This is a genomic window from Rhodanobacter sp. UC4437_H4 (genome assembly GCF_052978425.1).
This window is the reverse complement of record NZ_CM129673.1, coordinates 2833065-2847087: the sequence shown is the minus strand read 5'-3', so window position 1 is coordinate 2847087 and position 14023 is coordinate 2833065. Positions and strand designations below refer to the sequence as shown.

Here is a 14023-nt window from a genome sequence, read left to right as displayed (position 1 = left end):
CGTGACTCGGGGTGAAGAAACGACTGAGCCAGGCCATCACGATCGGTGCCGCGCCCCATGGACGGATGCACGCGTGCATTCGCTCGCCAACCCGCCCCGCACCGTCGGCGGGGCTGACACGATGGTAGCAGTCGCCGCGGGCGACAGGCTGGCACGGTGCACGTTCCGCGCACGCCCCTCGTCGAGCCCGCACCTCAGCCCCCTCCGAGGCGCTTGCGCAGACGCGACCACAGGGAACCTTCCGCCGGTCGCGGCGAACCCGCGCCGGCTTCGGGCAGCTCGGCGGCCAGCGATGCCAGCGTGCCGGTGACCACGTTCAGCAGGCGCAGGCTCACGCCGGTCTCCTTGCGCACCCGGCTGGCGAACTCCACCGCCAGCATCGAGTGCCCGCCGAGGTCGAGGAAGTTGTCGTTGCGGCGAATCTCCTCGACGCCGATCAGCTCGCGCCAGAGGCCGGCGAGATACAGTTCGCGCGCATCGCTCATCGCGTCGGTCGCGGGCCCGGCCTGCCGGCCGGGACGCTGCTGCGCCACGACCGCCGCGGCGACGGGCTCGGGCAGTTGCTTGCGATCGATCTTGCCGTTGGGCGTCTTCGGCAGCTGCGCCAGGGTCTCGATGTGCTGCGGCAGCATGTAGCCGGGCAGGCGCTGGCGCAGGTGCTCGCGCAGCTCGCGGGCACCCGCCTCGACGTCGCCGTCCATCACCACGTACAGCACCATGCGCAGGTCGTTGTCGCCGAAGCGGCGCACCCCCGCCACGGATTCGTGCACCGCCGGGTGGCTGTCGGCGGCGGCCTCGATGTCGCCCAGCTCGATGCGGAAACCGCGAAGCTTGACCTGGTGGTCGACGCGCCCGTGGAAATGCAGCACGCCATGGCGCCAGGCACCCAGGTCGCCGCTGCGATACATGCGCGCGGTGCCGCCGACGAAGGGATCGTCGACGAAGCGCTCGGCGGTCAGCTCGGGCTGGAACAGGTAGCCGGCGGCCACGCCATCGCCGCCGATCCAGATCTCGCCGATGACGCCCGGCGGCAATGGCCTACCCTGCGCGTCCAGCACGTAGATCCGCGTGTTGGCGATCGGCTTGCCCAGCGGGGCCGTATCGAGATCCGGGCGGATTCGCGCCACGCTGGACCAGATCGTGGTCTCGGTGGGGCCGTACAGATTCCAGAGCTCGCGGCAGCGCCCCGCCATGTTGCGCGCCAGTGCCGACGGCAGCGCTTCGCCGCCGACGAACAGGCGCAGCTGATCCAGCGCGCGATCCCGCCCGGCATCCTGCAACAGGCGCAGCACCGAGGGGGTCACCTGCAGCACGTTGCAGCCGCTGCGCTCGATCAGGTCCCACATCCGGTTCGGATCGTGCTGCTCCTCGTCGGTGGCGATCACCACGCGCCCGCCCACGGTCAGCGGCAGGTACAGCTCCAGCCCGGCAATGTCGAACGACAGCGTGGTGGCCGCGCACACGGTGTCGTCCCGGGTGAAACCCGGCTCGCGCGCCATCGCCAGCAGGAAGTTGACCAGGTTGCGGTGAAGCACGGCGACACCCTTGGGCTTGCCGGTGGAGCCGGAGGTGTACAGCACGTAGGCGGTGTCGTCGCCGTGCACCGGCGGCAAGTTGCCCTCGCCCGCCGGCTGCGCGGCCAGTGCGTCGACGTCGAGCAGTTCGCGACCTTCGGCGACCGCCGCCGGCAGCAGTGCCGCGTCGGTGACCAGCACATGGCGCAGCTGCGCATGCTCGGCCATGTAGTGCAGGCGATCCGGCGGGAAGGTGGGGTCCAGCGGCACGTAGGCGGCGCCACTGCGCAACACGCCGAGCACCGCCACCAGCATCGACAGGCTGCGCGGCACGCAGATGCCCACGCGGTCGCCGCGACCGAGGCCGTGACGACCCAGCGCCAGCGCGAGGTTGCGGCTGGCCTGGTCGAGCCACGCATAGTCGACGCGCTCGCCACCGCACTCGGCAGCGATGCGTTGCGGCGCGGCGCGCATCTGCGCCTCGATCAGCGCGGGCAGGCCCAGCGTGCGGTCGTAGTCCACCGCGGTCGCATTCCACTCCACGAGCACTTGCGTTCGTTCCGCCGCGTCCATCAGCTCGATGTCGCCCAGCGCGCGCTGCGGCGAGGCCACCGCCTGCGCCAGGATCTGCCGCAGGTAATCGATCCAGCGCGCCACGCTGGCGGCGTCGAAGATGTCGGTGTTGTAGGTGAGGCCGCCGGAAAGTCCCTGCGCGTGCTCGATGAACCACAGCCCGACGTCGTCGGCCGCGCCGTGCTGGAATACCGGGATGTTCTGGTGTTCCAGCTCGCCCCAGCGGCCCGGGCGCAGGCGCACGTCCTGGAACGAGAACATCGCCTGGCTCAGCGGCGGGCGGCTGTCGTCGCGGCGCAGGTCGAGGTCGATCACCAGTTGCTCGAACGGCACGTCGGCGCAGGCAAACGCATCGAGCACCACGCCACGCACCGCCTGCAGCGCGTCCAGGAACGAGGCGCCGTCTTCCAGCTGCACGCGCAGCGGCAGCGCGTTGACGAAGAAGCCCATCACCCGTTCCAGCTCGGGCGTGTCGCGACCGCGCACGGGCGTGTTCACGATCACCTCGCCCTGCCCGCTGAGCCGATGCAGCAGCACGCACCAGGCGGTCAGCAACACCATGAACAGCGTGCCCTGGCCCTGCTGGCCGAGCTGGCGCATGCCCGCCGCCTGGTCCGCCGGCAGATGGATCCACTCGGTGGCACCGGCGCCGCTCATGCGCGGCGGACGCGGGCGATCGACCGGCAACGCCAGCGGCTCCAGCGTGCCGGCCAGGCGCTTGCGCCAATGCGCCAGCTGGCGCTTCAGCTCGTCGCCACGCATCCATTGCGCATGCCACGCGGCGAAATCGGCGTACTCGACCGCCAGCGGCGGCAATGCAGGTTCCCGGCCGGCGGCACGCGCGGCGTACAGCGCCGACATCTCCTCGTACAGCAGGTCGAACGACCAGCCATCCCAGATCACGTGATGCGGCATGAAGAAGAACACGTGTTCGTCCGCAGCGAGCCGGAACAGCCGCACCCGGAACAGCGGCGGCGTGCCCAGGTCGAACGGCTCGGCGATCAGCTCCTCCAGCCGCCGGGCCAGCACGGCCTCGCGCCCGGCCGCGTCCACGCCGGAAAGATCCTCCAGCGGCAACGCGATCTCGAGCTCGGCATGGATGCGCTGGACCGCGGTCTTGTCGTCCAGCTCGATCGCCGTGCGCAAGGTCGGCTGGCGCCGCACCATGTCGCGCAGCGCCTGTTCGAAGGCCGCCACGTTCATCGGCCCGCGCAGGCGATGCGCGGACGGCGCGTGGTAGACCACCTGGCCGGGATTGAGCTGCTCCAGGTACCAGACGCGTTGCTGCATCAGCGAGAGCGGCGCGGTGCCGCGATCGGCGAGCCGCGGGATCGACGGCGGCGCCGGGCGGGCCTGGGCCGGATCGGCGCCCAGCGCGCGGATCGCCGCCGCCATCGCGGCCACGCTGGGGGCGTCGAACGCGGCACGCAACGACAGGGTCAACCCCAGTTCGCGATTGAGCCGGGCGATCCAGCGCGAGGCCAGCAGCGAATGGCCGCCCAGGTCGAAGAAGTTGTCGTCCACGCCCGGCGCGTCCACGCCGAGCGTCGCGGCCATCGCTGCGGCCACGCGCTGTTCGAGTTCATCGCGTGGCGCCTGCTGTTCGCGTGCTCCGCTGCCCGCCGCCGTGTCGGGTGCCGGCAATCGCGTGCGATCGACCTTGCCGTTGGGCGACAGCGGGATTGCCGCCAGCATCACGTAATGCGCCGGCACCATGTACTCGGGCAGGCTCGCGCGCAGGTGCGCGGACAGCGCCGCCGGATCGGCGCTGGCGCCAGCCGCGCCGGCAATGTACGCAACCAGGCGCATGTCGCCGGGGCGATCCTCGCGCGCCAGCACCACCGCCTGCGCCACCGCCGGGTGCGTGGCGAGGCGGTGTTCGATCTCGCCCAGCTCGATGCGGAAACCGCGCAGCTTCACCTGGAAATCGTTGCGGCCGAGGTATTCGATGTTGCCGTCCGCGCGCCAGCGACCGAGGTCGCCGGTCTTGTACATGCGCGCGTCGGCGTCATGGGCGAACGGATCTGGCACGAAGCGCTCGGCGGTCAGCGTCTCGCGGTTGAGGTAACCGCGACCGACCTGTACGCCGCCGATGAAGATCTCGCCGGCCACGCCCACCGGCACCGGCTGGCCGTAGCCATCGAGGATGTAGATGCGCGTGTTCGCCACCGGGCGGCCGATCGGAATGCTCGATGCGTCATCACCGGCTACGCACGCCCACGCGGTGACATCCACCGCCGCCTCGGTCGGGCCGTACAGGTTGTGCAGGCCGACGTCGGGCAACTGGCGGAAGAACGCCGCGGCCAGCGTCGCCGGCAGCGCCTCGCCGCTGCAGATCACCTGCTTGAGGCCGGCGCACGCCGCGGTATCGCCGTGGTCGAGGAAGGCATGCAGCATCGAAGGCACGAAATGGATCGTGCTGACCTGCTCGCGCCGGATGGTGTCGGCCAGGTAGGCCGGATCGCGATGGCCGCCGGGACGCGCCATCACCAGCCGCGCGCCGCTCATCAGCGGCAGGAAGAACTCCCACACCGAGACGTCGAAACTGCACGGCGTCTTCTGCAGCACCACGTCGCGTGCATCGACGGCGAACATCTCCTGCATCCAGCGCAGCCGGTTGACCACGCCGCGATGCTCGTTCATCGCACCCTTCGGCAGGCCGGTGGAGCCGGAGGTGTAGATCACGTAGGCGAGGTGGCGGTCGTGCAGGCCGTTTGCCGCCGCGAGCGGGTTGGACGCCTCGCACTCGGCCCATGCCGGCGCGGCCTGGTCCAGCGCCAACGGCGGCACGGCCGGCGCCAGCGGCGCCAACCGCGGCGCCAGCGCCTGCTGGGTCAGCAGCATTGCCGGCGCGCAGTCCTGCAGCATCCAGGCCAGGCGCTCGGGTGGATATTCCGGGTCGAGCGGCACGTACGCCGCGCCGGCCTTCAATATGGCCAGCAGGCCGACCACCAGCTCCAGCGAGCGCTCGGCGCAGATCGCCACGCGCTGGTCGGGGCGCACGCCGGACGCGCGCAGGTGATGGGCGAGCCGATTGGCCCGCTCGTTCAACCCGGCGTAGCTCAGCGTTGCGCCTTCATGGCTGACGGCAATCGCCTGCGGCGTGCGCGCCACCTGCGCCTCGATCAGTTCATGGATGCACTGCCCGGCCGGATAGTCGACGTGGGTGGCATTGAACTTCTCCAGCACCTTGCGCTGCTCGATGTCGGCCAGCAGCGGCAGCCGACCGAACGCCGTGTCGTCGTCGGCGGCCATCGCCTGCAGCAGGGTCTGGTAGTGCCCCAGCCACTGGCGGATCGTGGCACCGTCGAACAACTCGCGGTTGTACTGGCATTCCAGGCGCAGCTCGCCATGGCTTTGCACCGCGTTGATCGCCAGCTCGAAGTTCTCGTAGCGGCGCGGATTGCTGGCGAATTCCAGCTGCAGGCCGGGGAACGCCGAGTCCTCGTGGTCCAGCGCCTGGTCGATGTTGAACATCACGCTGACCAGCGGCAGGCGCGAAGGGTCGCGGCCGATGCGCAGCTTGCGCAGCAGGCTGCCGAAGGTGAGGCGCTGGTGTTCCAGCGCGTCGAGCAAGGTGGTTTGCGCCTGCTCGATGGCCAGCGCGGCGGGCCGGTCCAGGTCCGGCTCGAACAGCAGCGGCAAGGTGTTGACGCAGTGGCCGACCAGGGCGTCGTGGCCGTCGATCGCCTGCCCGGCGGTGGGGATGCCGATCACCACCCGCGACTGGTGTGCCAGCCGGATCAGCAAGGCGGCGAAACTGCCCAGCAAGGTGGCGAACAGGCTGGCGCCCTGGCGCGCGCCGAGGCGGCGGATCGCCGCGACCAGTTCCGCATCCAGCGTCCAGTCCTCGCGAGCGGAGCCGAAGCTGCGGCGGGCCGGGCGCGGGCGATCGGTGGGCAGGTCGAGCACCGGGATCTCGCCGGCGAAGCGCGCCAGCCAGTACTGCTCGTCCTGCGCGTATGCGGCATCCGGCTGGCAGGCCTGGGCCAGCGCGTAGTCGGCGAACGCTTCGGCCGGCGGCAGCGCCTCCACCGCGTGGCCGAGCCGCTGCGCGTACAGCGTGCCCAGCTCGCGCACCAGCACCCACCACGACCAGCCGTCGCAGACGATGTGATGGGCGGTGAGGATGAGCACGTGCTCGTCGTGCGCCAGGCGGAGCAACTCGCCGCGCAGCAGGTGATCGCGGCCCAGCGCGAACGGGGTTTCCACCACCGCGGCGCGACGCTCGGCCACGGCCTGCTCGCGCCGCGCCGGATCGGCGGCCGACAGGTCGAGCAACGGCAGCTCGAAGCTCACCTGCTCGCGTATGCACAGGGCTTCGCCATCCGGGCCGAAGCTGGCGCGCAGCGCATCGTGCCGATCCAGCAGCGACTGCAACGCCGCGTGCAGCGCGGCCGCATCGAGCACGCCGCGCAAGTGCAGCGAGACCGATTCGTTGTAGGCCAGCGAAGCCTCGGCGCCGAGCTGGTCGGCCAGCCAGATTTCGCGCTGCGGCTCGGTGCTGGGCACCACGCGCGACAGCGTGCCGTCGGCGAAGGGGTCGTAGTCGACGGCGAGCGCCGCGTCCCTGGCTGGGGTTCCGATGCTCATCGCGATCAACTTGCCTTGGTGTAGCTGCCCGGTTGCCCGGGAACCTGCACGAACCACGCCGGACGCCCGTCCGGTTCGCGGCCGATGCGCGCGCCGGGCAGCGGCGGCTGGCGCGCGTCCATCACGGTGCGGGCAGTGGCGGTGCGCCGCGGCAGGAAGTCGGCCTCCTGCAGTTCGATCACCGAATCCTTCCAGGCCTGCGTGATCTGCCGGAAATCCGCCTCGCTGTGCGCGGAGGTGAAGAAGCAGGGGAAGTTGTCCAGGATGTGCACGCCGCGGCTGCGCATCATCGCGAACAGCAGATCCTGCAAGGGATGCTCTTCCAGGAACTGGGTCCTCCAGAACGACGCGAAGTGCTTGACCGCGATCGGCGCGCCGACTTCGTCGCAGAACGCGTTGAGCTCGGCGGCCATCGCCGTGGTGCGCGCGTTGAGCCGCTCCTGCAGGCCGGCGCCCTGCTCCTTGATGTGTTCGAGCACCGCCTGCGCCGCCGCCAGCGCCAGCGGGTGGCGCACGAAGGTGCCGGCGAAATAGGTCACGCCCACGGTCGGCACCGAGTCGTCGCCGAACTGCCAGCTGCCGCCGTCGAGCGCATCCATGAACTCGCGCTTGCCGGCGATTACGCCGATCGGATAACCGCCGCCGACCACCTTGCCGTAGGTGGCAAGGTCCGCCTGGATGCCGAACAGCGCCTGGGTGCCGCCGGGATGGGCGCGGAAGCCGGTGACGATCTCGTCGAAGATGCACAGCGTGCCGGACGCGGCGGTGATCTTGCGCACCTCGCGCAGGAAATCGACCGGCTGGAAGTCGGGCCGCCGGCTCTGCACCGGCTCGATCAGCACGGCGGCCAGCTCGTGCGCGCGCGCGCGGATGATCTCCAGCGATTCCGGCGTGCCGTAGTCCAGCACGATCACGTTCTCCGCCGTGTTGCGCATGATCCCGGGCGCGGCCGGCACCGCACGCAGCTTCTTCGTGCCGCGCACGATCACCTCGTCGATGATGCCGTGGTAGGAGCCGCTGAACAGCACCACGGTGCTGCGCCCGGTGACCGTGCGCGCGACCCGCAGCGCACCCAGCACGGCTTCCGAACCGGTGTTGCACAGGGCGGCGCGGTCGTGTCCGGTGACCTCGCACACCAGTCGCGCCACGTCGCCGGCGAGCGGATGCTGCGGGCCGATCTCGTAGCCGAGGTCGAGCTGGCGGCGGATGGCCTCCAGCACGAAATCCGGCTGCCAGCCGAACAGGCTCATGCCGAAGCCGTTCAGCGCATCCACGTATTCGTTGCCGTCCAGGTCCCACAGGCGCGAGCCCTTGGAGCGCTCGACCACCAGCGGGTAGACGATCTCCTTGGTCAGCGGGCGGAAGCCGTTCACCACGCGCGGGTCGGCCATGTGCGGGCGCTGCGCCTCGGTGTACTGCTTGGACTTGCGCGACCGCGCGACGTAGCGCTCGATGAAACGATCGAGCCGCTCGCGCTGGTGGCGGGACAGTTCCAGCTGGCCGTTGTCGATGCGCGCGATCGCGCCGAACGCCTTCTTGACGTCGTAGCGGGTGTGCGCCAGCGCCGCTTCCTCGTCGCGATCCGCGCTGGTCGACACGGGTGCTGCCGCCGGTGGCGTCGCCACGCTGGCCGGTGGTGCTGCTTGCTGTGCGGGCGCGACGGGTGCGGCGGCGCTCGCCGTTCCCCCGAGCAAGGCCAGCTGCTGTGCCATCAGTTGCATCTGCTGGTCGATCACGTGACGCACGTAGTCGTTGCCGCCCGCTCCCGCCGTCGGCAGCGCCGGCACGGCAAGCGTTGGCGCGGCGAGCGTCGGCGCAGCCACGGGGGCGGCGACCGGCGCGGCAACTGGCGCCGCCGTCGGCGCGTCCGGCGGCATCTGCTCGTCCAGCAACGCCGCCAGCCGGTCCAGGCTGGCGTGGTCGACCATCAACTGGCGGAACGTCACCTTGACCGGGAACACGCGCGACAGGTGCAGCGCGACCTGGGTCAGCATCAGGCTGTCCAGCCCGAGCTCGATGAAGTTGCTGGTGCTGTCGGCGTCGTCCAGTTCGATCCCGGTGATGTCCTCGAACACCGCCTTGAGCTGGTTCACCAGCCGGGGGCGGCGATCGGCGGGCATGGCGACTTGCGGCATGGGGGCTTCCTCGGCCGCGGGCGCGGCGGCGACGGGTGTCGGTTCAGCGAACGATGGCGCGGGCGCCGTGGCGGGTGCGGCATCCAGCCAGCAGCGCTGGCGTTCGAACGGATAGGTGGGCAGGCGCACGCGGCGGCGGCGCGCGCGATGGTCGAGTCGTGCCGGATCAAGCGCCACGCCGCGGCACCAGAGTTGGCCCGCGGCCTGCAGCAGCGCCGTGCGCTCCACGTCCGCCGCATCGGCCAGGCTGGGCACGGCGACGATGCGTTCGCGCGCGGTACCGAGTTGCTGTCGGGCGAGCGTGGTCAGCGTGTGGCGCGGCCCCACTTCCAGCAGCACGCGCGATGGCGCGTCGAGCACCCGCGCCAGCGCGCCGGAGAAGCGCACCGGCACGCGCAGGTGCTGCGTCCAGTAATCGATCGAGCCGGCCTGCGCGGGGTCGAGCCAGTCGCCCAGCGCGGTCGACACCAGGGGCAGCTGCGGGCGGCCCAGTTCGACGGCGGCAAGCGCCTCGCGGAACGGTGCCAGCACCGGCTCCATCATCGCCGAATGGAAGGCGTGCGAGGTCTGCAGCAGGCGCGCGGCGATGCCGTCCGCTTCGAGCGCCGCCCGGAAAGCCTCGACCGTCTCGGCCGGCCCGGCCACCACGCAGGCGCCAGGCGCGTTCTCCGCTGCCAGCGCCAGATCCGCCGGCAGGCGTGCCTGCAATGCATCCAGCGGCAGCCGCACCGACAGCATCGCGCCCGGTGGCTGCGCCTGCATCAGCTCGCCGCGCCGCGCCACCAGCGCGATCGCGTCGCGCAGGCTGAACACGCCGGCCAGCGTGGCTGCCACGAACTCGCCCACGCTGTGGCCGATCATCGCTGCCGGCACGAGGCCCAGGCTCATCCACCACTGCGCCAGCGCGTATTCGATGGCGAACGTCGCCGGCTGCATCACCGCCGTGGGCAGCAGCGCGGCCGGGTCGTCGGCGAACACGCACGCGGCGAGATCGAAACCGCCCTGCTCGCGCAAGGCGCTGGCGCAGGCGTCGAAGGCATCGCGGAACACCGGCTCGCTGGCATGCAGCGCGCGACCCATGCCGGCGTACTGGGCGCCCTGGCCCGGGAACAGGAAGACCACGTCGCTCGCCCGCGCCGGCGTGCTGCGCGTCGCCGCCGCGGCGATTTCCGCGCTGGCCAGCTGCGCGCTGGCGCTGGTGGCGGACTCGGTGACCACGGCCAGCCGATGGGCGAAGGCCTTGCGTCCGACCGCCAGCGTCCACGCCACGTCGGCAAGCTCGACTTCCGGAGAGTCCGCCAGGTGTGTGCCCAGCCGCGTGGCCGCCGTACCCAGTGCAGTGGCCGTGCGCGCCGACAGCAAAAGCAGTTGCGGCCCGGCGGTCGCCTCGCTCGGCGTCGGTGCGGGTGCTTCCTCCAGCACCACGTGCGCATTGGTGCCGCCCACGCCGAACGAACTCACGCCCGCGCGGCGCGGTACGCCGGGCGCGCTGGTCCAGTCGTGCAGGCGATCGTTGACCACGAACGGCGAGCGGGCGAAGTCGATCGCCGGGTTGGCCGCGGCGTAATGCAGGCTCGGCGGAATCCGCCGCTCGGCCAGCGCCAGCGCAGTCTTGATCACGCCGGTCGCACCGGCGGCGATCACCAGGTGGCCGACGTTGCTCTTGACCGAACCGAGGCGGCAGAAGCCGGTATCCGGCGTATCGCGCCGGAACGCCTTGACCAGGCCCTCCACCTCGATCGGATCGCCGATCGGCGTGGCCGTGCCGTGCGCTTCCACGTAGGAGATGCTGCGCGCGTCGACGCCGGCGTTGCGCTGCGCCATCGCGACCACCGCGGCCTGGCCCTCGCTGCTGGGCGCCATGAAGCTGGCCTTGGTGCCGCCGTCGTTGTTGATCGCGCCACCGCGGATCACCGCGATGACCGGGTCGCCATCGGCCTGCGCGTCGGCCAGCCGCTTCAACAGCACCACCGCCGCACCGTCGCTGAACACCGTGCCCCGCGCCTCGGCGTCGAAGCTTCGCGTGTGACCGTCCGGCGACAGCATCGCGCCGTCCTGGAACAGGTAGCCGCTGCGCGGCGGACAGGTGATCGAGGCACCGCCGGCCAGCGCCATCTCGCACTGGCCGCTGCGCAGGCTCTCCATCGCCTGGCAGATCGCCACCAGCGAGGTGGAACAGGCGGTGTGCACGCTCACCGCGGGACCGGTGAGGTCCAGCTTGTGTGCCACCCGCGGCGCGATGAAATCCTTCTCGTTGTCCAGCATCACCTGGAACGCGCCGAGCTTCCCGACCTGGTCGGGATGCGCGCTGACGTGGTGCTGGAAATAGGTCGCGTTGTACATGCCGGCGAACACGCCGACCGGGCCGTCCTGCGCGCCGGGTGCATGGCCGGCGCGTTCCAGGCACTCCCAGCACAGCTCCAGGAACAGCCGCTGCTGCGGGTCCATCAACTCCGCCTCGCGCGGGCTGATGCCGAAGAACGCGGCGTCGAACAGCTCCACGCCGTCGATCACGCCGCGCGCGGGCACGTAGGCCGGATCGTCGCGCAGGCTCGCCGGGATCGACGGGTCGAGCTCGCCCGGCGCGAAGCGGGTGATCGACTCGCGCCCCTCGCACAGGTTCTGCCAGAAGCTCTCGATGTCCGCGGCGCCGGGGAAGCGGCCGCTCATGCCGATGATCGCGATCGGCTCGGCACCGGCTTGCGCGCCGGCGGCACGCGGGCGGGCGAGGCGCGCCGGTTCGATGCCGTCGGCGCCGGCGTGATCGCGGTGGCGGGCCAGCGCCAGCGGCGTGGGATCGCGGAAGAAGGTCAGCACGTCCAGCGCGGCATCGCCGTCGCGGCGCAAGCGATCGATCAGCCGCACCGCCAGCAGCGAGCTGCCGCCCAGCTCGAAGAAGTTGTCGTGGCGGCCCACCTTGTCCAGCGCGAGGCTGGTGGCGAAGGCGGCGCACAGGCGCGTCTCGGCTTCGCCCACCGGGGCTTCGTAGGTCGTGGCCAGTTCCGGCCGTGCGCTGCCCGGCGCCGGCAGTGCGGCGCGGTCGAGCTTGCCGTTGGTGGTGACCGGCAGCGCGTCCAGCACCACCCACGCGGCCGGCAGCATGAACTCCGGCAGTTCGGCAGCCAAGCCGCGGCGCAGCGCCGGCTGGTCGGGGCGGGTGGCGGCGGGGACCACGTAGGCGACCAGGCGCTTGCCCAGCGGCGGGTCATCGCGCAGCACGACGGCGCAGGCGCGCACGCCGGGCTGGCGCAGCAGCGCTGCCTCGATCTCGCCGGTCTCGATGCGGTAGCCGCGGATCTTGACCTGGCCGTCGCGCCGGCCGACGAACTCCAGCACGCCGTCGTCGCGCCAGCGCACCAGGTCGCCGGTGCGATACAGGCGACCATCGGCTGCGCCGAACGGATCGGCCACGAAACGCTCGGCGGTCAGCTGCGCCCGTCCGAGGTAACCGCGCGCCACGCCGTCGCCACCCACGTGCAGCTCGCCGACCACGCCCGTCGGCACCAGCTCGCCGGCGCGATTGAGCACGTACACGCGGGTGTCGGCGATCGGCCGGCCGATCGGCACCGAGCGCGCGTCGGCCGGCAGGTCCCGCGGGATCGGCCAGGTGCAGGTGAACGTGGTGCACTCGGTCGGGCCGTAGCCGTTGATGATCTCCACGCCGGGCAAGGCCGCCAGCGCGCGGCGCACATGGTCGACCGACAGCGCCTCGCCACCGATCAGCAGCTGGCGCAACCCCTCCAGCCGACGCGGCGCCTCGTCGACCACGGCGTTGAACAGCGACGAGGTCAGCCACGCCGTGCCGACCCCTTCGCCGGCAATGGTTGCGGCCAGGCCGGCAGCGGTGGGGATCGTTTCGGGATGGACCACCACGCGACCGCCGTTCAGCAGCGCGCCCCAGATTTCCAGGGTCGACGCATCGAAGCCCAGCGGCGCGGCGTGCAACATGCGGGTGTCGGCGTCCAGCCGCACGTAATCCACGCCGCACACCAGCCGGATGATCGAACGATGGGCGATCGCTACGCCCTTGGGGGTGCCGGTGGAGCCGGAGGTGTACATCACGTAGGCGAGCGCATCGCCGTCGACCACGGGCAGCGGCGCGTCGTGCGGCACGGGTGCGGACTCGACGACATCCAGCGCAAGGCACGCCACTCCATCGGGCAACGGCAGCGTAGCCGCGACCGATGCGACCAGCACCATCCGCGCACCCGCATCGGCCAGCGCAAACGCCAACCGCTCCGGCGGGTGGCTGCGATCGAGCGGCAGGTAGGCCGCGCCGGCCTTGAGCACGCCGAGGATTGCCACCAGCGCCCCCGCCGAACGCTCCAGCGCGACGCCGACGATGTCGCCCGGCACGACGCCGGCATCGAGCAGATGCCGGGCCAAGGTGCTGGACCGCTCATCGAGTCGGGCATAGCTCAGGGCGTGCCCGCCCTCAACCACCGCCGGTGCATCCGCATGCGCGGCGGCGGTGCGGGAGAACAGCGCGGACACGCTGTCGCCGCGGTGTCGCGGCACCGCGGTGTCATTCCACTGCACCAGCAAGCGCTGGCGTTCGGCCGGAGCGAGGAGATCCGGCTCGGCGTCAGCTTCGTCGAGCAGGCCCGCCCAGGCGCGCTGCACGCAACCGGCCAGCAGCTCCACGCTCGCTGCCGTCAGCGGGCTGCGCCAGCGCAGTTCGAGGGCGATCGCGTCGCTGAAATCGAGGCGCCAGGTGGAGAGCGCGGCGGCGGCGTCCGGCAACGCTGCCTCCTGCAGCACCATCCACGCCACCGTGACCGGGGCGGCCGACCCGCGCGCTGCGGACAGCACGCCCTCCAGCCATGCCTTGCGTGGCGCGTCGCGGGGCACCGGCACGGTCAGCTGGCGGGTGCATCCGGCCTGGTGCAGCGTTGCCACGGCGGACTCGGCGCCGGTCAGCTGCGCCTCGACCCGCGCCAACGCGGCCAGCAGGGTCAGCGCCGCGCGCTCGGGATCGGCCGCGTGCAGCGCCGCCACGCAAGTGGCCAATGCGCCGTCGAGCGGCACGCGGCGGCTTTGCCAGGTTTCGTCATCGGCAGGCGCGATGCCCGGCAGCACGTCCAGCAACGACATGCCGTCGTCAATTGACACTGGATTGGATGCCGCGCCCACCACCCCTCCTGGTCGGGCGGCGATGACCGCCACGACACGCGCCGATCTCCCTCGGGCAGGATGCGCGCGATTCGC

2 protein-coding genes are annotated in these 14023 nt (G+C 71.6%); both read right to left on the bottom strand.

Going from position 1 to position 14023, the window contains the following annotated elements:
• Positions 1-194 precede the first annotated feature (194 nt).
• The gene (locus ACVCL3_RS12870; protein ID WP_447101496.1) at positions 195-6680 is read right to left on the bottom strand and encodes an amino acid adenylation domain-containing protein; all 6486 of its coding nucleotides are present in this window, start codon (positions 6678-6680) and stop codon (positions 195-197) included.
• Between the two features lie 5 nt (positions 6681-6685).
• Entirely contained in the window at positions 6686-13909 is a 7224-nt protein-coding gene (locus tag ACVCL3_RS12865; protein ID WP_447101495.1) for a hybrid non-ribosomal peptide synthetase/type I polyketide synthase, read from the bottom strand.
• Positions 13910-14023 lie beyond the last annotated feature (114 nt).